Genomic DNA, 20,758 nt, shown 5'->3' on the forward strand with positions numbered 1-20,758 from the left:
TAATATGCCTAACAAACGAAATCTCAAGGACTACGGTTTTTTAGTATTAAAAGGTATGGGTATGGGAGCGGCGGATGTCGTTCCCGGCGTGTCGGGAGGAACGATCGCCTTTATCGTAGGTATCTACGAGGAACTGATCGACTCTATCAAAAGTATTAACGGGACGACATTGAAACAATTATTCACGGGGAAAATAGCGGCCTTCTGGAAAGGGATCAACGCTAATTTCTTGCTTTCTATCGTGGGTGGTATTGGTATTAGTATATTCTCCCTAGCGAAGATCATTACGTATCTCTTGGTGTATCATCCGATCTTGGTATGGTCTTTTTTCTTTGGTTTGGTGCTGGCCTCCACTTGGTTCGTCTCTAAGGATATCAAGCAATGGAACTGGAAGACGATCTTGAGTTTTGTTGTCGGGGCGGTGATCGCTTTTTATATCACCGTGGCGACTCCCGCCGAGACTCCGAGTAATTTACTCTTTATCTTCCTCTGTGGGGCGATCGCTATTTGCGCCATGATCTTGCCGGGTATCTCGGGTAGCTTTATCTTAGTGTTGCTCGGAAAATACTTCTATATCATGGAGGCAGTCAAGACGTTTAACGTTCCCGTTATGTTGGTGTTTATAGCGGGTGCGGCTATTGGTATCACGACGTTCTCCCGCGTGTTGTCATTCGCCCTTCGTAAATTCCATGATATAACGATCGCCGTATTGGCCGGATTCATGTTGGGTTCGCTTAACAAGGTATGGCCTTGGAAAGAAACGATCGAGACCTATGTGGATAGCCATGGCATGACCAAGCCGTTGGTTGAGGCGAATATCGCTCCGAATCAGTTTGTTTGGGAGGCCGTCGGATTGATGATCTTAGGTTTCGGGATCGTATATTTCCTAGAAAAGCTCTCACAAAAAAGCGCTAAGGCGTAACCCAATATTACAATGGGCATTATAAGGTGATTAGAATGCCCATTCTTATTTGCCTACATTTTATCATCGCACATCGTACTTTTCCAATAAGCGAAATCCTCTCTATACTAATAAAGTGATAAAGAAGTATCAAAAGTAACTATAACCGTACCCTAGTCGCCGAGGTGTTAAATATCAGTAGAAAGACGCTATTCAACAAAATGAAACGTTATAATCTTGGCAACGAGTAATTTTTTACTAACTTTGATGCCTCAATAGAAATGTGTTACATTTAGATTTTAAATAAACAAGTATTATGGCGAAAATAAAAGGAGCTGTTGTTGTAAACACAGAGCGCTGCAAGGGATGCAACCTTTGCGTAGTAGCCTGCCCGTCGGATGTACTGGAGTTGCACCCACGAGAAGTAAACAACAAGGGGTATCACTATGTGTACATGAAGAACCCGGACGCATGCATCGGTTGCGCTAGTTGCGGGTTAGTTTGTCCGGACGGTTGTCTAACGATCTACAAAGTAAAAATATAAAGTTATATCAAGATATGGCAGAAGATATAAAATTAATGAAGGGTAACGAGGCCATCGCCCATGCGGCTATCCGCTATGGCGTGGACGGTTACTTCGGCTATCCGATCACTCCGCAGTCGGAGATATTGGAAACCCTTATGGCAGAGATGCCGTGGGAAAAGACCGGCATGGTAGTCTTACAAGCGGAGAGCGAGGTAGCCGCTATTAATATGGTATACGGCGGAGCCGGCACTGGAAAGAAAGTGATGACCTCTTCTTCCAGTCCGGGCGTGAGCTTGAAACAAGAAGGTATCTCTTATATCGCAGGAGCGGAGCTTCCTTGTCTGATCGTGAACGTTATGCGTGGCGGTCCCGGATTAGGAACGATCCAGCCGAGTCAGGCTGATTATTTCCAGACCGTGAAAGGCGGTGGTCATGGCGATTACCGCTTGATAACCTTAGCTCCCTCTTCCGTACAGGAGATGGCCGATTTCGTAGGCCTTGGTTTTGATCTGGCTTTCAAATACAATAACCCCGCTATTATCTTGGCGGACGGTATCATCGGACAGATGATGGAGAAGGTGGTATTGCCTCCCTATCAACCCCGCCGTACCGAGGAAGAGATTATCGCTCAATGTCCTTGGGCCGTACAAGGAAAGAAGGGCGGACGCAAAGGTAACGTCATCACCTCCTTGGAGCTAGACCCGGCGAAGATGGAAGAGAACAATATTCGTTTCCAAGCGAAATATCGCAAGATCGAGGAAAACGAGGTTCGTTACGAGGAGTTCCAATGTGAGGACGCTGATTATCTATTGATCGCGTTCGGTTCTTCCGCCCGTATTTGCCAGAAGGTAGTCGAGATCGCCCGTGCGGAAGGTATCAAGCTTGGCTTGTTACGCCCGATCACGTTATGGCCGTTCCCGACAAAAGTGATCGCCGCTTATGCGGATAAGGTAAAAGGTATGTTATCGGTTGAGTTGAACGCCGGACAGATGGTAGAGGACGTTCGCCTAGCCGTAAATGGTAAGGTGAAGGTAGAGCACTTTGGCCGATTGGGTGGAATCGTATTCACCCCGGATGAGGTATTGAACGCGCTGAAGGAAAAATTATTCTGATCCGTATGACACGAGGAAGTAAAGCTGACGAGATATTGACGCTGGTTTTTATGCTACTGGCCATAGCTGCCGTGGTATGTTACTTCGCTGTTAGCGATAAGGCCGTATTCTTGTATTGTGGCGGGGCGGCGATCGTATTGCGGCTGGTGCAATATGTCTTAAGATATATACATTAATAATTAAAGATTATGGAACTCAACGATATAATTAAACCGGAAAATCTGGTGTATGAAAAGCCCAGATTGATGAATGAAAATCCCATGCACTACTGCCCCGGTTGCAGCCACGGTGTGATACATAAGTTAATCGCCGAGGTTATAGCCGATATGGGTCTGGAAGATAAGACAATCGGTATCTCCCCCGTGGGATGTGCCGTATTCGCATATAACTACTTGGATATCGATTGGATCGAGGCAGCCCACGGACGTGCGCCAGCCATAGCTTCTGCTGTTAAACGCTTGAATCCGGAGAAGATGGTATTCACGTATCAAGGAGATGGTGACTTGGCGGCTATCGGTACGGCCGAGACGATTCATGCAGCCAACCGTGGCGAGAATATCGTGATCGTATTCGTAAATAACGCGATCTATGGTATGACCGGCGGACAGATGGCTCCGACTACACTGGAAGGTATGCCCACGGCTACCTGTCCTTACGGACGCAACATCGCCTTGAACGGTTACCCGCTGAAGATCGGTGATTTATTAGCCCAATTGGAAGGAACTTGCTTGGTAACACGCCAAAGCGTACAGACGGCCGCGGCCGTACGGAAAGCGAAGAAGATGCTTCGTAAGGCTTTCGAGAACGCTATGGCCGGTAAGGGTACTTCTGTGGTAGAGTTCGTCTCCACTTGCTCATCCGGCTGGAAGATGACTCCGGAAAAAGCCAATAAATGGATGGAAGCGAACATGTTCCCCTTCTACCCGCTGGGCGACTTAAAGAATGTTGAATAAGTAATACGGTAAACGACAATGAAACAAGAAATAATTATAGCAGGCTTCGGTGGACAAGGTGTATTGTCTATGGGTAAGATCTTGGCCTATTCCGGTTTGATGGAAGGCAAGGAGGTTAGCTGGATGCCTTCATACGGACCTGAGCAACGTGGCGGTACGGCCAACGTAACCGTTATCTTGAGCGACGAGCGTATCAGCTCACCCGTATTGAATGAATATGATATCGCTATTATCTTGAACCAACCTTCCATGGATAAGTTCGAGAGCAAGGTGAAACCGGGCGGTATCTTGATTTACGATGGTTATGGCATCCATACGCCGGCGAAACGTACGGATATTAACGCATATCGGGTAGATGCCATGGACGCCGCTACCGAGATGAAGAACGAGAAGGCATTCAATATGTTGATCTTAGGCGGGTTGCTTAATATCGTCCCGATGGTTCAATTGGAGAACGTCATGCTAGGATTGAAGAAATCCTTGCCCGAGCGTCATCATCATTTGTTGCCGATGAACGAGGCTGCCATTAAGAAAGGAATGGAGATTATACAGAAAATATAAGAAGCTCATTCATTGATGTGCCGATATGCCAATTAAGTTTTCTGATTGGCATATTGGCATATTTTATAATTGGCACATTATTTTTTGTTATATCTTTGCAACCCATGAAGTATTATCTATACATATTACTTTTTCTGATAGGAACGGCGGCTTCCGCGCATGCGCAAGGACGTTCCGGGAGCCGGGGAGGACGAGGTGGATTCTCGTTATCTAATTTATCATCCTCAAACAAGGAAATACCGGATAGCTTGCTGCAAACAGATAGCGCGGCGCTGAAATCAAAACGAATCATCGGTTATCGGCTCACGCCTCTTTTGGGAGAACGTTATATCGCTCCTATGGATACCAATCGATTAAATTTCGGGAATAGTACGTTGGTGGAAGCGAACTCATTGGCCGTAGGTTATCTGGCGAATGTGGGATCGCCGTCGCAAACCCGTATTTTTAACGAACGTAAGGAGGAACGTGATTTCATCTTCGCCGATGCCTATGATTATTATATCACGACCCCGACAAACGCTTATTTCTATGATACCAAAGTACCCTATACCCAAGTGACTTATACGACAGGAGGAGCCAGCCAGAATAAGATGGACCGACTGAAAGGGGTACTGACCATGAACTTTGGCAAGAAGATCAATGTCGGTGGCGAGATGGATTATATCTATAGTCGTGGATATTATAACTCCAACGGTAATAAATTATTAAGTTATCGCTTTTTCGGAAGTTATATCACCGACCGTTACGAGTTAAACGCTTATTTAAGTAATTTCAATTTCGTAAACTACGAGAACGGTGGACTTACAAATGACCAGTATATCACGAATCCCGATGACTTGGCCGAGAATCAAAGAAATATCGATAGTAAATCATACCCTGTCCGTTACACGGACACATGGAACCGTGTCCGTGGAAAACAATATTTCCTGACACAGAGATACAATCTCGGTTTTACCAAAGAATTGGAAGAAACCGATGAGGAAGGGAACGTAAAAGAGGTATTCATTCCGGTTTCCAGTATCATCCATACCATCGATTACGAAGATAACCGCAGACGCTTTATCTCTAATGATGCCGGGATCGATACCTGCTACACTCATCTTTATGGTATGGACGCATCTTTGAATGACCAGACTTCCTCCTGGAATTTAAAGAATACTTTTGCGTTGGCCTTGCGGGAAGGTTTCCAAGATTGGGCTAAGTTTGGGCTGACCGCCTTCGTTACTTTCGAGAAACGCCGGTTTAGATTGGCATCCCAAGTTCCCGGACTGGATTACGGTCCGGATGGTCGTGGAAGCTCTGAGCCGAGTACATTAAATTTCCCTACTTCCGAGGTATATGATGAGTTTACGACCTACATCGGAGGCGAATTATCCAAACGCCGTGGTAGCCTTCTTACCTACAATGTCCGTGGAGAATTAGGACTTGCGGGAAGTGACGCCGGAGAGGTTCGAGTGAGCGGAGACTTACAGACCAAATTCAAGCTTTTCAAGAAAGACGCTACCATCAAGGCGGAAGGATATATCAAGAATATCACCCCGGCGTTTTACCAACGTCACCATCATGGGCGTTACTATTGGTGGGATCTATCATTGAAAAATGTGCAAAGGATTTACGCCGGAGCGAAAATCAACTTGGAATCCACCCGTACCCAGTTATCCGGAGGAGTGGAAAGTATCCAGAATTATGTATTCTTCAACGGCAAAGGTTTGCCGGAGCAAAGCAGTAAGAACATTCAAGTTGTCTCAGCCCGTATCAAGCAAGATATCATGTACCGTGCGTTCGGATGGGAGAATGAGGTGGCCTATCAGCTTTCTAGCGAGAAGTCTCAACTCCCGTTACCGGATATCAGCGCATACTCGAATATATATCTAGCGTTTAAGTTGGCGAAAGTATTAACCGTACAGATTGGTGCGAACGTATACTACAACACCGCTTATTACGCTCCTTATTACGAGCCGGCTACCCAGCAATTCCAAGTACAGGAAGGCGATACGAAGGTGAAGGTTGGCAATTATCCGTTGATCAACGCTTATGCGAATTTCCATTTGAAGCAAGCTCGCTTCTTCATCATGGCATACAATCTAGGCTCTAAGTTCGTTGACCCGAATTACTTCTCTCTTGCGCATTATCCGTTGGACCCGATGGTCTTGAAAATGGGCATCTCCGTGACTTTCAATAATTAATCGATTGCCATGAGATCTAAGAAGTTGCTTATCCTATACGCTTTCCTACTGATTGTCGCTGTAGTGACAATGGTACAGCTTTGGAGACTTAACCAACGTCCCCAAGAGATCGGACCTCGTGATTATCCGGAAATCAAGGAAGAAGGAATTCTCCGGATGATAACCGAATACAATCAATCCGGGTATTTCGTATCAGGCGATACAGTGCAAGGTTTTCAATACGAGCTTAGCCGAGCGATCGCTAAATTATCAGGATTGGAGGTTCAGACGCATTTGGAAATGAGTTTAGCGAAAAGTTTCGAGGAATTATCGGACAACAAATGCGACGTAATCGCAAGAAACATACCCATCACCTCCGAGATGCGGGAAAACTACCTGTTCACCGAACCGATCGTTCTCAACAAGCAAGTCTTGGTACAACGTACGGCAGAGGCGAACAACGGACAAGCCCCTATCCGTAACCAATTGGATTTAGCCCAAAAGACTTTATACATACCGAAAGATTCCCCGGCCTTATTGCGTCTGCAAAATCTGGGACACGAGATAGGCGATACGATCTACGTGGTGGAAGATGAGTTATATTCTACCGAGCAGCTTATGATCATGGTAGCCAAAGGCGATATCGATTATGCCGTATGCGACCAACAAATCGCTCGCATGACCCAGAAAAACCTGCCGGAAGTCGATATCCTAACGGATGTCAGTTTTACCCAATTGCAATCGTGGGCGGTCCGTAAAGACTCCCCTGTCCTACTGGATAGCCTAAATAGTTGGCTCCAGCAAATCAAGAACAGTGGATTATACGACCAAATTTATAAGCGCTATTACAAATAGCGCTATTCGTGAGACGGCAAAATAAAGGAGAACTCTGAACCTACCCCTAATTCAGAAGTAACATGTATCGAACCTCCCATCTTAACAACTAATCCTTTGCAGATAGCCAGTCCTAATCCGATACCTTCCATATAGTCGTTTATTTTCACGAAGCGACCGAAGACATCTTTCAATTTGTCCTTATCGATACCGATTCCCGTATCCCTTACGTAAAAACGTAATTGATTATCCGGTTGAATGGTATATCCCATCGTGATGCTACCTTCTTTCGTGTTCTTGATAGCGTTGTTCACCAAATTATTAATCAACTGCAACAGACGCATGCTATCCGTACCGAACATATGGTGGTCAGCCCCTTTCTCCAAAACCAACTTGACTCCTCCCGGAACCCGTAACTTGGCGGAAGCATAAATCGTATCCATCAATTCACTGACATCTAATTGCTCATATGTGATCTTTATCGCATCCGCCTCAATCTTCGAGATATCCAAGATGTCATTGATCAATTGCATCAACAATTGGTTATTCATCTTGATCACATCGTAGTACGACATACGTTCCTCATCCGTATCAGCAAAAGCCATCAATTCAGAGAAACCGGTAATCGCATTCAAAGGAGTCCGGATCTCATGGCTCATATCCGCCAGATATTTCGATTTCATCTTATCAGCGGCCTCAGCCTTCACCTTCGCCTCCTCAAGGCTTAATTCTTGATTCTTCCGTTCCTGAATATTCGTTGAACATCCAAGGATAACCGAAGGTCTTCCTTTATCGTCCCGTTCATACACGGTAGCGAATACCTCTCTCCAAACATATTCCTTCTTGCCGGGAAATAGCATACGTGCCTCGATCCTTGCCTCAGAGATTTCCCCTCGGCAAAGACGGGTAAACATATTATGATAATGTTCTTGATCATCCGGATGCGCCCGGCTGATAAACTGCCCCCATGACACCTCTATCATATCTTCCGACATGGTATTCCAATCGTTCAAGGTCACAACGGAATCCTTGAAATTATGGGTACTGTCCGGATCGATGAAGATCGAGCATGTACGTATATCACTTATCCGCAATGCCATTTTCGTCAAGATCCGGGTTCTTCTCAAAGTATTCTCCGTAGCCAACTCGGAAGTTATATCTCTCCATAAAGCCAAGACAAGCGGCTTGCCATTATTTAGGGAAATAGGATATTTAGCGACCTCTATATCCCGGTAATCGCCGGAGGCCGATTTTACCTTGCCCTTAAATCTAGCGGTCAGTCCTGTCTTGATCACATTCATATCGGTTTCCAGACGCTCCTCGGCGGTCATCAAGGCATTATAATTCACCTCGAAATCATCATGTCCCTCGATCTCCCGGGTTTCAATACCCGTTATTTCCTCCATAAAATGATTCCAATACAGGTAATTAAAATGGTTATCCCCATCTTTCACGAAAACACCCAACGGTAACCGATCTAATATCGTATTGATCAGTTCTTGTAGATTTTTTTCTGTTTTCAGAGAAGATACATTGCGTGTATAAACGATCACAAGCTCCTCATTAAAAAGGCTTGCTTGCGATAGATAATAATAGTTCTTTCCCTCAAAAGAGACCTCAAAAGAGAAATCCACTTTCACTTGCTCCTCGAAAACACGTTTAACCGCAGCTCTATAGATCTCATATTGATCGTAGTTCTTCCCGTCCGGGAACAACGCTTGAGGTTGCTTTCCGATACAGTTATTCGCTAAATAATGATAATAATCGTCTTTTGCAGAAATAACCTTGACAAGAGTAAGATTTCGATCTACTAATGCGATCGTATCGGGACTCTTCTCCATGATCATCTCTAATCCAGACTGAACGTTACTTCCGCTTTCTAGACTATTCATATTAATTCTTTCGTTTTTGGGGTATAACTCGGGGATAAAGGTATTTATTTTTCTATTTATCACCAAAGAGAAACCTACCTATTGCATAATATTTCTAAATAATCTTTATCTTTACCGGGAATTTGAATGTAAAAAGATGAGATTTGATGAATTAGATTTGGAAGATGCCGTATTAGACGGGCTTTATGACATGAATTTTGACGAAACGACTCCAGTCCAAGAGTTAACGATTCCTGTCATTTTAGAAGGTAAAGACATCATCGCTTGCGCACAGACCGGAACCGGTAAAACGGCGGCGTATGTTTTGCCAGTTATTAATGAACTAAGCAAAGGTTGTCATCCGACAGATGCGGTGAATGCGGTCATTATGGCACCGACCCGGGAATTGGCTCAACAAATAGACCAACAAATTCAAGGATTCACTTATTTTATACCTTCCGTATCCGCAGTAGCCGTGTATGGAGGTACCGACGGAATCGCTTGGGAACAACAAAAGAGAGGTTTAGAGATGGGTGCGGATATCGTGATCGCTACCCCGGGACGTTTATTGTCCCATATTAAGTTAGGTTCTGTAGATTTGTCTAAAGTGTCGTTCTTCGTCTTAGACGAGGCGGACCGCATGCTGGATATGGGTTTTTATGACGACATCATGCAGGTTCATAAACAGCTGCCCCCCTACTGCCAGACGATCATGTTCTCAGCTACCATGCCGCCTAAGATCCGGACGTTGGCTAAAACCATCTTAAAAGATCCGGAAGAAGTCAAGATCGCTATCTCACGCCCACCCGAATCTATCATGCAAACCGCATATATCTGCTACGATCCACAAAAGCTCAAGATTCTACAAGATCTCTTCACTCAAAGCCGCCCTCAACGGGTAATTATCTTCTCCTCTTCTAAAATGAAGGTGAAAGAATTAGCATCTACCTTAAAAAGATTAAAGTTCAATGTAGCCGCCATGCACTCGGATCTAGAGCAATCCCAAAGGGAGGAGGTCATGAAAGAATTCAAGAGCGGACATATCGATATCCTTGTGGCTACGGATGTCGTAGCACGTGGAATTGATATCAATGACATCAAGTTGGTCGTGAACTTCGATATCCCGCATGATCCGGAGGATTACGTACACCGAATCGGACGTACGGCACGGGGTACGAACGGCGAAGGATTGGCGATTACTTTCGTATCGATCGACGAACAAGCACAATTCAAGCGCATAGAGGATTTCTTGGAAAAAGAGGTTTATAAGATACCGGTCAGCCCGGAATTCGGTGAAGTGCCCTTGTATGAGCCGGAAAAATACGGTATGAATAAAAGAGGCAGAGGACGGCCTCGTAAAAGTGAGGATAAAGGATCATCCTCAAGCCCACAAAAACGAAATATGGGACATCGTGGAAGACCTAAAAAGGCGCAATAAAAACACTATACTTTTAAATATAAAACACTATACTTTTGGAGCTAAAACAATATTGTTTTGAACTCAAAAGTATAGTGTTTTTTATGGGTTATTATCAACCGTTCATGGATGCCAAGAATTCCATATTATCAACGGTTTGTTCCATCCGTTGCTTAACAAATTCCATAGCCTCCATAGAGTTCATGTCTGATAGATATTTGCGTAAGACCCACATACGGTTCAACGTGCTCTCATCCTGCAATAAATCATCACGGCGAGTGCTGGAAGCCGTGATATCCACAGCCGGATAGATACGTTTATTGGATAATTTACGATCCAATTGTAACTCCATATTACCCGTACCCTTGAATTCCTCGAAGATCACGTCGTCCATCTTAGAGCCAGTCTCCGTAAGGGCGGTGGCTAGAATCGTAAGGCTACCGCCATTCTCAATATTACGGGCGGCACCGAAGAAACGCTTCGGCTTCTGCAACGCATTTGCGTCCACACCACCGGAAAGCACCTTACCGGAAGCCGGTTGTACCGTATTATAAGCACGAGCCAAACGAGTGATCGAGTCCAGAAGAATCACGACATCATGACCACATTCTACCATTCGTTTCGCCTTGTTCAATACGATCTCAGCGATTTTCACGTGACGTTCAGCCGGTTCGTCGAATGTAGAAGCGATTACTTCCGCATCCACGCTACGAGCCATATCCGTAACCTCCTCCGGACGTTCGTCGATCAATAATATAATCATATAAACCTCGGGATGGTTGTAAGCGATAGCGTTCGCGATATCTTTCAGCAACATCGTCTTACCGGTTTTCGGTTGAGCGACGATCAAACCACGTTGCCCTTTTCCGATCGGGGAGAATAAATCAACCACACGTACGGCGATATTATCGTATACTTTCGGTGATTTACGTGCCGTAAGCATGAATTTCTCATCCGGGAATAACGGGGTCAAATGATCGAAAGGAACCCGGTCGCGAACCTCTTCCGGCGTACGGCCATTGATCTTGTCCACTTTCACCAACGGGAAATACTTCTCACCTTCCTTCGGCGGACGAATCGAGCCTTCTACCACGTCACCCGTTTTCAAGCCAAATAACTTGATCTGGGATTGAGAGACATAAATATCGTCCGGTGAAGTCAAATAGTTATAATCTGAAGAACGAAGGAAACCGTAACCATCTTGCATCATCTCCAACACGCCGGTTCCTGTAAGGATGCCGTCAAACTCATACATTTTCTCTTGAGCCTGCTGGTTGTTATTAGCGTTATTGTTATTACGGTTGTTATTATGATTATTCTGTCGATTGTTCTGTCGAGGATTATTCTGCTGGGGAGCGGCCTCGGGTTGAGGTTTGTTAGCCTCGGGTTTCGGAGCGGAGAACGGGAAAATCTGATCCAATACGGATTTAGCGTCCGGATGGCGAAATACGATGCGCTTAGGCTCTTCTTCCGTCGCTTGTGGTGAAGTGGTTTCTTCCGCTACCTCTACCGGAGTCGTATTTTCCGGCAAAGCGGCTTCTTCTTCCGTTTCAAGTTCCGCCACAACAGGAGGCAACAACGGTTTCTCCACCGGGCTCTCTACTACCGCCGGAGTTTCCACGGCCGAGATTTCCGTTACCGTAGAGATCGTTTGCGGCTCTTTCGAAACCACCACTTCCTTGTTATCCTCGGAAGGAGCGATAGCGCCCGCTACCTTTTCCTTTTTCTCGATACGGACTCTTTTCTTACGTTCAGGCTGCTCTTTTTGCTCTTTCTTGTCAGCCGGAGCAGCCACTGGCTTTTCCGGAGCCTGTTGGACACTCTCTGCAGCTTCGGCAGTCTCAGCCTTCGCCACTTTAGGAGAAGCGGCTTTAGCCGGACGGCCTCTCTTACGGCCCTCTACAGGCTTCTTAGCCTCTTTCTCTTTCATCTTTTCAGCCTGGATGCCGGCATAGGAGATCGCTTGCTCATCAAGAATCCGATAAACCAACTCTTCTTTCTTTAAGCTGCTAACTTTTTTTATTCCCAACTCTTCCGCGATACTTTGAAGTTCGGGAAGAAGTTTTTCATTTAGTTCTAGAATGTTATATTTCTGCATATTGCGAAGTAATAATATAAATGGTACATACACACGGATCACATATACAAACACGATGTACGCCCAATGGTATCATTGTATCTTTATTTAATTATAATTTTCATGTAATAACCGGATTGTTCAGCTAATTTGAACCATTAGTAACATATCTGCGGAGTAAATCTTCGCAAATGTAAGAATATTTTTACAATAAACGAGGATTTAGCCAAAAAAATTCACAATTAGCACACGCTTTGTTGATTCGTCTATACGAAAACGATTATCAGTCCTTTCTCCTACCACCCAAACGATAGCGTCGCCACTACAAAGAAGCCATGTGCGCTCCTTCTCAATCCGGCTAAATTTATGATCGGAGAAATAGTCACTCAACTTCTTACGTCCTTTCATTCCGAAGGGAATAAACCAATCGCCTTCTTTCCAAGTCCGCAATGTTAAAGGGAAATCGAGTTTATCATAATCCAAATAAGCGATCCGCTTATTCTTCTCGATAGGGAAACCTATAGTTATAACAAGTTTTTGGAAAGATAGTTCAATAGGTTCATGATTAATACCCTTTTCCGGATCTAAAACGAAGGTTCGCTCTTCCTTCTTCTCTAAAGGAGTGATCCATAAATAATCCCGATCCTTCAGCAAACGATGGGTGGAAGAGTAAAACAGCTTACCGGGCTCCTTGGTCAAGGCAGCGAAAATATCGTCCGAGACCAGACGGGTAAAACCATATTCTTTTAATAACTCATACAAAATCGTCTCCGGAGCCGGAAACCGCATCAACGCCCCGATAGAAAGACGATCATCCGATACGACAACCTCTTTCCGGGCTTGTTCCAATACATATATATATATAGTCTCTGCGGCAGAAAGATGCTCGGCGGAACGTGCGATGGTATTCCGGGCCGATGGATTTATCTCCTCCAAAAGCGGCAACACATTCAAACGGATGAAATTACGGGTATAAGCATCTGATAAATTCGTGCTATCCACCATATAGGCGTAGCCTTGATCCGCCAGCCAAGCCAAGATATCCTCACGGCTTACGCACAGCAAAGGACGGACGATGAAACCATTCCTCGGACGGATCCCGCTCATCCCTCGGATTCCCGTGCCCCGTATCAAATTCATCAAGACCGTCTCCACACTATCGTCCCGGTGATGGGCGACGGCGGTCGCCTGCCCTCCCAGCCGCTCCCGCATCTCCTCAAACCAAGCATAGCGCAATTCACGGGCAGCCATCTCTATCGAGAGATGCTTCTCTCCGGCATAAGAGATCGTATCGAAATCTATCTTATGAAAGGGTACTTCCAAAGATTCCGCGAACTCACAGGCAAATGCCTCATCCCGATCCGACTCCTCCCCACGCAAATGAAAGTTACAATGAAGCGCTATACACGGATATCCCAAACGCACCAATACGCCCAACAAAGCCACAGAATCGGCACCACCGCTCAATCCGACCAAAACCGGACGATCCTCGGATAACAGCCGGTACTTCTCTATATATAAACGTATCGTATGTATCATAACATCTTTGTATTAAAAACAATAATGGCCCTAGCCGGTTTTAGCTAGAGCCATTACTTATAGATCTTTTGAATTAATCTTCTACACCTGCTAATTCCGGGTCGATCATAATACGACCACAGTATTCGCAAACAATAATTTTCTTACGCAACTTGATATCCAATTGCTTCTGAGGCGGGATCTTGTTAAAGCAACCACCGCAAGCACCACGTTGCACATAAACAACAGCCAAACCGTTACGAGCACCTTTACGGATACGTTTGAAAGCGGTCAACAAACGAGGTTCGATAGCGGCTTCCAGCTTCTTCGCTTTCTCACGAAGTTTCTCCTCATCCTGCTTTGTCTCGGAAATGATCTGCTCCAACTCGCTCTTTTTCTGAACCAAGTCAGCCTTACGGCCTTCCAGCTTCTCAGTCAGTTCAGCGATATCTTTTTTCTTAGCGTCTACCGCCTCTCCGAATTCACGGATTTTTTTCTCTGAGAACTCAATTTCCAAACCTTGGAACTCGATCTCCTTAGACAGGTTATCAAACTCCCGGTTATTACGCACATTATCTAATTGTGCCTTATAGCGATCTATCAATGTGGTAGATTCCGTGATCTTATGCTTTTGCTCAACAACAGAAGTCTCAAACTCCTTGATCTCCGCTTGATAGTTCTGGAGACGTGTTTCCAGTCCTGCGATCTCGTCCTCCAAGTCTTGAACCTCCAGAGGAAGCTCACCACGAAGGGTCTTGATCTTATCAATTTCAGTCATCATCGTCTGAAGTTGATACAGCGTAGAAAGCTTTTCTTCAACCGTATATTCCTTTTCAGCTGATTGTTTATCTGTAGCCATTCTATAAATATTTTACTGGGTTTGAATTAACATTCGAAAAATGTACCGCAAAGGTAGGGAATTTTTTCGATATTATGTTATAAAATATGTCTTTTGTACAGATTTCCGATTCATAATGACCGATAACCGCCAGTAGAATCTGGTCCTCTACATCGTAAAAATCGTTGTACTTCGCCTCCCCCGTTATAAAGACATCGGCACCATACGCAATAGCGTCCTTGATCAAGAAAGCGCCGCTGCCTCCGCAGATAGCGACCTCTCGGATAGGCTTACCCGTAAATGGGGAATGCTTCACGCAACCGACGTTAAACAGGGCCTTGATCCGTAACAAGAAACTTAACTCATCTTCCTCGGCAGGCAACTCTCCCACTACACCAGAACCTGCCTGTTCCCATGTGTTTGATAACGAATAAAAATCAAAAGCCGGCTCCTCATACGGGTGAACGGATAACAGAGCACGGGTCACCGCTGTCTTCTTGAATGCCGGAAGGATCATCTCCATACGCACCTCTTTCTCTACATGCACCTCGCCGATCTCACCACAAAACGGATTGCATCCCGCATTGGCACGGAATGTTCCCTCGCCATGTAAATTATAACTGCAAGCATCATAGTTCCCGATACTTCCCGCACCGGCATTGAACAAGGTATTCCGCATGATCTCGGCATAAGCCTCGGGGACAAACGTCACCAACTTCAACAAAGCGCCTTTTTGGGGGCTCAAGATCCGTACATTTTGCAAGCCGATCAACTCTGCCAAACGGTAATTCACGCCTCCTACGGCATTATCAAGATTGGTATGCGCAGCATAAACCACCAAATCATACTTACACGCCTTCATCATGCAACGCTCGATATAATTGGAGCCTGTCAACGACTTAAACGACTTAAAGGCCAAAGGATGATGAGAGATGATCAGGTTGCATCCCATCTCGATCGCTTCATCGAGCACCTCCTCGGTAACATCTAGGCATAGCAACACACCCGTCGCATGCTGGTTCACGTCGCCAACTTGCACACCCGCATTGTCAAAACCTTCTTGAAGCGGCAGCGGGGCGTAATGCTCTATTTCTCTCAATATATCTTTAACCTTTACCATGCTAAATATCCTTTGATTTATGTTCGGGAGAAAAAGTAATTCCTTTCGGAAGAAAAGAAAATTCCATTCGGATGGAATAAGATTCCCATTCGAATGGAATTTCAGATTGGATTATTTCTTGATATCAACGATCAAATTCAGTTCATCCAACTGGGCTGGATCCAAGACACCCGGAGCATCGAGCATAACATCTCGTCCGGAATTGTTCTTCGGAAAAGCGATACAGTCGCGGATAGAATCCAAACCGGCGAACAAAGACACGAAACGATCCAAGCCATAAGCCAAACCTCCATGAGGAGGCGCTCCGTACTTGAACGCATTCATCAAGAAACCGAATTGCTCTTGCGCTCTTTCTTCGGTGAATCCTAACAGCTTGAACATCTTATCCTGTAATTGGCTGTCGTGGATACGGATAGAACCACCACCCACTTCAACGCCATTGATAACCATATCATACGCATTCGCACGAACAGCGCCCGGATCCGTGTCCAACAACGGTATATCATCCGGATTCGGAGAGGTAAACGGATGGTGCATAGCGTAGAAACGTTGATCGTCCTCGTTCCATTCGAACAGCGGGAAGTCGATTACCCACAAGCAAACGAACTTATCCTTGTCACGAAGACCTAATTGATTACCCATCTCTAAACGCAACTCGCAAAGTTGCTTACGAGTCTTCATCGCATCGTCGCCGGAAAGGATCAAAATCAAATCACCCGGCTTAGCGCCGAACGCATTCTTCATTTCTTGAAGAACCTCTTGGCTATAGAATTTATCTACGCTTGATTTTACGTTACCATCCGCTTCCACACGAGCGTAAACCAAACCTTTAGCACCTACCTGCGGACGTTTCACGAACTCGGTCAACGCATCCAGTTGTTTACGAGTATAGCTCGCTGCGCCTTCCGCACAGATACCACCTATGTAAGCGGCGTTATCGAATACAGAGAAGCCATGGCCTTTCATGATGTCCATCAACTCAACGAACTTCATGCCGAAACGCAAGTCCGGTTTATCGCTACCATATTGTTTCATAGCGTCTTGCCAAGTCATACGCATAAACGACTCCTTGAACTCGACACCACGGATTACCTTAAACAAATGTTTCGCCATGCCCTCGAACATATTCAAGACATCCTCTTGCTCCACGAAGCTCATCTCACAGTCGATCTGCGTGAACTCCGGCTGGCGATCCGCACGCAAATCCTCGTCACGGAAACATTTTACGATCTGGAAATAACGGTCGAAACCGGAAACCATCAACAATTGCTTCAAGGTCTGTGGAGACTGAGGCAAAGCGTAAAACTGTCCCGGGTTCATACGGGAAGGAACCACGAAGTCACGGGCGCCCTCCGGGGTAGAATTTACAAGAACCGGAGTTTCTACCTCCAAGAAACCTTGCTCATCCAAATAGCGACGAACCTCGAACGCCATTCTATGACGAAGTTCCAGATTCTTACGAACGCAAGCACGACGCAAGTCCAGATAACGATATTTCATACGCAAGTCATCACCGCCATCTGTCTCCTCCTCGATCGTGAACGGAGGGGTAAGCGCAGAGTTCAGAACATTTAATTCAGAAACGATCAACTCAATATCACCTGTCGGGATATGCGCATTCTTGCTGGAGCGCTCACGAACCGTACCCGTAACCTGAATCACGAATTCACGGCCCAACTTATTTGCCTTTTCGCAAAGAGCTGCATCAACCTCTTGATTAAATACCAACTGAGTAATACCATAACGGTCGCGGATATCGACAAATGTCATTCCTCCCATTTTGCGGGTTTTCTGCACCCAACCGGCCAGTGTAACCACCAGACCTTCATCCGCAAGGCGCAAGTCGCCACAAGTTCTTGTTCTATACATCTTTATTATTTAATTTGCTAGATTTACCAATCTTTATACCTCGGTTTATTACAACCGCAACCGCAAAGATAATACTATAAATCTTAATAATTATTCTTTTGAGCAAATTAAAATACGTTTTATCCTCTGCTACCCAAGCTGTCCGTATCAGGATTAATCTCTTTCACAGCCTCCTTTACATCCTTGGCCGTTATTTTCTTCTCATTTTTAACAGCGATTTGCTCTACGGGATACTTTTCCTCCATCTCCTCCAATTTAGAGTCTACGGATGTTTTTGAATCATTTGTTTTCATATTCTTTATTTTATTAACGTAATAATAGATATTAAACAGGCAAGCATTACCAATGGTTCATGCCTTATAATAAAAAGAGATAAAAGAGTGTATACTTAAAATTATAAAAATCCGCATAAATCGTATCAACATAGAGCCTTTTAATACAGTATTTATCACTTAGTAATCTTTTCAAAAAATAAAAAAATAACGGGATATATCAAAAACTTTAAATCATACTGTCCTGTTGATTATATAAAACGTCTAAACTTTATCAAGTCAAATATGAATACTATAAATTACATATATTTATTCACATTTTTATGGCTATGTATATCTTGCATAAAAGAAGACATAAAACCTTGTCCTCCTTTACAAATAAATATAGAGGTAAAAGACAAGAACTATTTTAACATAAATAATACAGAGCTTGAAGAACACAAAGATAAAAATCTGCCGTTTAAAGAATATATACCGACACTTCATTATACATTATACGACTTTAATACGGGAAATATAGTTGAACAAAAGAATGTGTTTAACGTAAGTGGTGATGAAAAGACATTTCAAATCACGTTTCCTGAAAATATGCCGTTAGGTAAATATGTATTTACGGTATGGGGAGGTTTAGCCGATGAGACTGCTTTAAAAGATGATCCAGAGAAAGCGACATTACATGTAGGAAACAAGGAGGGTGACGATCTTTACCTATCGAATGATACACTTATATATAACGTTGATAATTATCATTATACAATAAATATGGAACGTACAAAAGGTAAGCTAATCGTACAGTTAGTAAACTTGCCGCGTGCGATCGTTCATTCAGAGAAGTCAATAGACAGTCTTTTCAAACGAGTAGACCGTCACTTTAATTATTCAGAATCTACATCCGTCTATAAACAATCTGACTGGAAAACGGCGTCCGAAACTGTCATTAAAACAATGCTGGCACCATCCGGAAAAGATCAATATTCGCTGTTAAGGCTAAACTTCTACGCTACCGCTCAGCACGATCTTCCAGCCCTCACACCCAAAGGTATAAATATCGCTATGAGAAGGAATGAACTGACAGTATTAAAATACGTGTATGATGATAGCGGAGATTTCAGGATTTACATGTTGGTAAACGACAGCTGGGAACAACAACACGGTCTCGTGATCAACTAAACAAATCTGTAATTAACAATTAATGTTTCACTTTAATTTTCAAAACGATGAAGAAGTTTTTATGTTTAGCAGCGACAGGCATGTTCTTGTTCTCTGCATGTAGTAATGATGGTGATCCAAAGGATGATCCGAGCCAAGGTTCTCCGGTAGGGCAAGAACTAGTACTCCGTGTAGCTAATACCGGTGATGGGCTGACGACAAAGGCTGGACGTCCGCTATATAGCTCGGAGGCCGCACAAACAATCGACAAAGTAAAGGTGGCTATATTCTCTCTAGGGGCAAGTGATGCTATCACAGGTTGTGTCTATGATAAGGAATATGCTCAGTGGAGCGATGCCTCCTCTCCTTCCGGAATCATATATAACGGCTCAACCTATGATGGTTCGGCGGATCATGGCCGCTATGCGACATTAAACCTCAAAACCGAGATCACAAGCGGAGCTAATACTGGCTTAGACCCCGGGAGTTATTTAGTATACGCGGTTGGTTATACCTCTTCCGGATCAAACTATACACACGCCCCGGCTCTTACTGACATTGCCAAAGGTTGGTCTGGCGCAAGCACATTCAATCATGTTACGAGTACAACCGCAGGAGAGGGTGAAGAGATCTTTGCCGGATCTATCCAAAAGATTACCGTTGATAACAATCGGAATTTTGCGTTAACAGCGAATGTCGCTAACAACGTGCTTTATCTACATCGCCAAGTTGCCGGCGTATTTGGATATTTCAAGAATATTCCCGCCAAGGTAGACAATAAAGACGCCGTTAAACTACGTTTGGTTTCCTCTGGTAAAAACACTCAATTGGATATGACAAATTTCAACAGTAGCTTCAGAAAAACAGGAAGCACTAATGTAAAATATGTCGTAAACGGTAAAACTCCAGCAACAGCAACAGCTAAATTCCATAATTCCACGGGTGCCAATGACGCCGCTGTCCTCTATGAAATTAATTTAAGCGACTGGTTTAAAGGAACACCGATGGATGTTAATGACGATGGCTTGTTAAATGATCAAGACGCAGGAACGGAGATATCTCCGACTTGGGTAATACCGGCAGCCATGAACGCAGATTTCAATGCCAAAAAGGGAACCGTCTTCGCTAGCAATTTCGTTATACCATTTGCGAATCAAAACAAGAATACATTAGAATTACAATTATTAGATAATAGCAATACGATCATAAAATATTGGACCGTAAACTTAGCGGCCGCTCAAGCAAATGTGGTACAAATAGACAATAGTACCATCCCGAATGAGTCAACCTCCAGTTATAGTTTAGTACGTAATCATCTGTATTCTATCGGAGAAAAAACGATAGCCAAACCAAGCAATCCTGAAACTCCCGGTGGTGGAGAGGTAGAGGAACCTGAAGATCTTTTCAAAGGTCAAATCATTACTCTTCGTGTAAATGATAACTGGGAGTTAATCCACAAACTAGTTGTTGAATAGAAAGAGTACAAACTTAATAAAATAGACGGAGCGGCATAGAAGCCGCTTCGTACTAGTCCTTTTGCAATACAAGACATATATCCGGCATTACCAGAGTTTA

19 protein-coding genes are annotated in these 20,758 nt (G+C 44.3%); 12 read left to right on the forward strand and 7 right to left on the reverse strand.

The window, feature by feature from the left end:
- Positions 1-4: 4 nt before the first annotated feature.
- From D7V92_RS17795 to D7V92_RS17830, 9 genes are all read left to right on the forward strand, one after another.
- Positions 5-922, forward strand: coding sequence for a DUF368 domain-containing protein (locus D7V92_RS17795; RefSeq protein ID WP_022192847.1), 918 nt, complete (start codon positions 5-7; stop codon positions 920-922).
- A 128-nt stretch (positions 923-1,050) separates the two neighbouring features.
- Positions 1,051-1,152 carry a helix-turn-helix domain-containing protein gene (locus tag D7V92_RS22640; RefSeq protein WP_226766767.1) on the forward strand — a complete coding sequence of 34 codons (102 nt, stop codon included), beginning with the start codon at positions 1,051-1,053 and terminating at the stop codon, positions 1,150-1,152.
- A 65-nt stretch (positions 1,153-1,217) separates the two neighbouring features.
- The gene (locus D7V92_RS17805) at positions 1,218-1,445 is read left to right on the forward strand and encodes a ferredoxin family protein (protein ID WP_005856324.1); all 228 of its coding nucleotides are present in this window, start codon (positions 1,218-1,220) and stop codon (positions 1,443-1,445) included.
- Between the two features lie 14 nt (positions 1,446-1,459).
- Positions 1,460-2,539: a 3-methyl-2-oxobutanoate dehydrogenase subunit VorB gene (locus D7V92_RS17810; protein ID WP_005856322.1), complete on the forward strand. Its 1,080-nt coding sequence runs from the start codon at positions 1,460-1,462 to the stop codon at positions 2,537-2,539.
- Positions 2,540-2,544: 5 nt separating this feature from the next.
- On the forward strand, positions 2,545-2,715 hold the full coding sequence (locus D7V92_RS22295) for a hypothetical protein (protein WP_005856320.1): 171 nt from the start codon (positions 2,545-2,547) through the stop codon (positions 2,713-2,715).
- A 12-nt stretch (positions 2,716-2,727) separates the two neighbouring features.
- Positions 2,728-3,492 carry a thiamine pyrophosphate-dependent enzyme gene (locus tag D7V92_RS17815; RefSeq protein ID WP_005856318.1) on the forward strand — a complete coding sequence of 255 codons (765 nt, stop codon included), beginning with the start codon at positions 2,728-2,730 and terminating at the stop codon, positions 3,490-3,492.
- Positions 3,493-3,510: 18 nt separating this feature from the next.
- Entirely contained in the window at positions 3,511-4,053 is a 543-nt protein-coding gene (locus tag D7V92_RS17820; RefSeq protein ID WP_121773420.1) for a 2-oxoacid:acceptor oxidoreductase family protein, read from the forward strand.
- Between the two features lie 104 nt (positions 4,054-4,157).
- Positions 4,158-6,239, forward strand: a complete 2,082-nt coding sequence (locus tag D7V92_RS17825) for a putative porin (RefSeq protein ID WP_121773421.1) — start codon at positions 4,158-4,160, stop codon at positions 6,237-6,239.
- Between the two features lie 9 nt (positions 6,240-6,248).
- Positions 6,249-7,073: a transporter substrate-binding domain-containing protein gene (locus D7V92_RS17830; RefSeq protein WP_121773422.1), complete on the forward strand. Its 825-nt coding sequence runs from the start codon at positions 6,249-6,251 to the stop codon at positions 7,071-7,073.
- A 2-nt stretch (positions 7,074-7,075) separates the two neighbouring features.
- On the opposite strand, the gene D7V92_RS17835 is transcribed toward D7V92_RS17830, so the two are convergent.
- Positions 7,076-8,944 carry an ATP-binding protein gene (locus D7V92_RS17835; RefSeq protein WP_121773423.1) on the reverse strand — a complete coding sequence of 623 codons (1,869 nt, stop codon included), beginning with the start codon at positions 8,942-8,944 and terminating at the stop codon, positions 7,076-7,078.
- 136 nt (positions 8,945-9,080) lie between these two features.
- Here D7V92_RS17835 and D7V92_RS17840 point away from each other — a divergent pair, with 136 nt between their 5' ends.
- The gene (locus D7V92_RS17840; protein ID WP_121773424.1) at positions 9,081-10,361 is read left to right on the forward strand and encodes a DEAD/DEAH box helicase; all 1,281 of its coding nucleotides are present in this window, start codon (positions 9,081-9,083) and stop codon (positions 10,359-10,361) included.
- A 94-nt stretch (positions 10,362-10,455) separates the two neighbouring features.
- Here the strand turns inward: D7V92_RS17840 and rho are convergent, their stop codons facing one another.
- The 6 genes from rho to D7V92_RS22300 form a co-directional block, all read right to left on the reverse strand.
- Positions 10,456-12,438, reverse strand: coding sequence for a transcription termination factor Rho (gene rho / locus D7V92_RS17845; RefSeq protein ID WP_121773438.1), 1,983 nt, complete (start codon positions 12,436-12,438; stop codon positions 10,456-10,458).
- Positions 12,439-12,639: 201 nt separating this feature from the next.
- Positions 12,640-13,956 (reverse strand): tRNA lysidine(34) synthetase TilS, encoded by a 1,317-nt coding sequence (tilS, locus tag D7V92_RS17850; protein ID WP_008771883.1) that lies wholly within the window; start codon positions 13,954-13,956, stop codon positions 12,640-12,642.
- A 73-nt stretch (positions 13,957-14,029) separates the two neighbouring features.
- Complete coding sequence (locus D7V92_RS17855; RefSeq protein ID WP_005868214.1) at positions 14,030-14,794, reverse strand: zinc ribbon domain-containing protein; 765 nt, start codon at positions 14,792-14,794, stop codon at positions 14,030-14,032.
- A gap of 1 nt (position 14,795) precedes the next feature.
- Positions 14,796-15,893, reverse strand: a complete 1,098-nt coding sequence (locus D7V92_RS17860) for a Nif3-like dinuclear metal center hexameric protein (protein WP_036616768.1) — start codon at positions 15,891-15,893, stop codon at positions 14,796-14,798.
- 111 nt (positions 15,894-16,004) lie between these two features.
- Positions 16,005-17,762 carry an aspartate--tRNA ligase gene (gene aspS / locus D7V92_RS17865; protein WP_008771881.1) on the reverse strand — a complete coding sequence of 586 codons (1,758 nt, stop codon included), beginning with the start codon at positions 17,760-17,762 and terminating at the stop codon, positions 16,005-16,007.
- A gap of 119 nt (positions 17,763-17,881) precedes the next feature.
- Entirely contained in the window at positions 17,882-18,055 is a 174-nt protein-coding gene (locus D7V92_RS22300; protein ID WP_172681342.1) for a hypothetical protein, read from the reverse strand.
- Between the two features lie 264 nt (positions 18,056-18,319).
- Between D7V92_RS22300 and D7V92_RS17870 the strand changes: the two genes are divergently transcribed.
- Together D7V92_RS17870 and D7V92_RS17875 are read left to right on the forward strand one after the other, a co-directional pair.
- A complete protein-coding gene (locus tag D7V92_RS17870; protein ID WP_051635660.1) occupies positions 18,320-19,204 on the forward strand; it encodes a hypothetical protein in 885 nt (294 codons plus the stop codon).
- Between the two features lie 47 nt (positions 19,205-19,251).
- Positions 19,252-20,658, forward strand: a complete 1,407-nt coding sequence (locus D7V92_RS17875) for a hypothetical protein (protein ID WP_227806012.1) — start codon at positions 19,252-19,254, stop codon at positions 20,656-20,658.
- Positions 20,659-20,758 lie beyond the last annotated feature (100 nt).

The sequence above is a fragment of the Parabacteroides sp. CH2-D42-20 genome (genome assembly GCF_003670185.1).
Classification (GTDB): Bacteria; Bacteroidota; Bacteroidia; order Bacteroidales; family Tannerellaceae; genus Parabacteroides; species Parabacteroides distasonis.

Excerpts from the sequence above, each read along its gene's own strand:
- D7V92_RS17795 (WP_022192847.1), top strand. The coding sequence starts at position 5 with ATGCCTAACAAACGAAATCTCAAGGACTACGGTTTTTTAGTATTAAAA.
- D7V92_RS17805 (WP_005856324.1), top strand. The coding sequence starts at position 1,218 with ATGGCGAAAATAAAAGGAGCTGTTGTTGTAAACACAGAGCGCTGCAAG.
- D7V92_RS17810 (WP_005856322.1), top strand. The coding sequence starts at position 1,460 with ATGGCAGAAGATATAAAATTAATGAAGGGTAACGAGGCCATCGCCCAT.
- D7V92_RS22295 (WP_005856320.1), top strand. The coding sequence starts at position 2,545 with ATGACACGAGGAAGTAAAGCTGACGAGATATTGACGCTGGTTTTTATG.
- D7V92_RS17815 (WP_005856318.1), top strand. The coding sequence starts at position 2,728 with ATGGAACTCAACGATATAATTAAACCGGAAAATCTGGTGTATGAAAAG.
- D7V92_RS17820 (WP_121773420.1), top strand. The coding sequence starts at position 3,511 with ATGAAACAAGAAATAATTATAGCAGGCTTCGGTGGACAAGGTGTATTG.
- D7V92_RS17825 (WP_121773421.1), top strand. The coding sequence starts at position 4,158 with ATGAAGTATTATCTATACATATTACTTTTTCTGATAGGAACGGCGGCT.
- D7V92_RS17830 (WP_121773422.1), top strand. The coding sequence starts at position 6,249 with ATGAGATCTAAGAAGTTGCTTATCCTATACGCTTTCCTACTGATTGTC.
- D7V92_RS17835 (WP_121773423.1), bottom strand. The coding sequence starts at position 8,944 with ATGAATAGTCTAGAAAGCGGAAGTAACGTTCAGTCTGGATTAGAGATG.
- D7V92_RS17840 (WP_121773424.1), top strand. The coding sequence starts at position 9,081 with ATGAGATTTGATGAATTAGATTTGGAAGATGCCGTATTAGACGGGCTT.
- rho (WP_121773438.1), bottom strand. The coding sequence starts at position 12,438 with ATGCAGAAATATAACATTCTAGAACTAAATGAAAAACTTCTTCCCGAA.
- tilS (WP_008771883.1), bottom strand. The coding sequence starts at position 13,956 with ATGATACATACGATACGTTTATATATAGAGAAGTACCGGCTGTTATCC.
- D7V92_RS17855 (WP_005868214.1), bottom strand. The coding sequence starts at position 14,794 with ATGGCTACAGATAAACAATCAGCTGAAAAGGAATATACGGTTGAAGAA.
- D7V92_RS17860 (WP_036616768.1), bottom strand. The coding sequence starts at position 15,893 with ATGGTAAAGGTTAAAGATATATTGAGAGAAATAGAGCATTACGCCCCG.
- aspS (WP_008771881.1), bottom strand. The coding sequence starts at position 17,762 with ATGTATAGAACAAGAACTTGTGGCGACTTGCGCCTTGCGGATGAAGGT.
- D7V92_RS22300 (WP_172681342.1), bottom strand. The coding sequence starts at position 18,055 with ATGAAAACAAATGATTCAAAAACATCCGTAGACTCTAAATTGGAGGAG.
- D7V92_RS17870 (WP_051635660.1), top strand. The coding sequence starts at position 18,320 with ATGAATACTATAAATTACATATATTTATTCACATTTTTATGGCTATGT.
- D7V92_RS17875 (WP_227806012.1), top strand. The coding sequence starts at position 19,252 with ATGAAGAAGTTTTTATGTTTAGCAGCGACAGGCATGTTCTTGTTCTCT.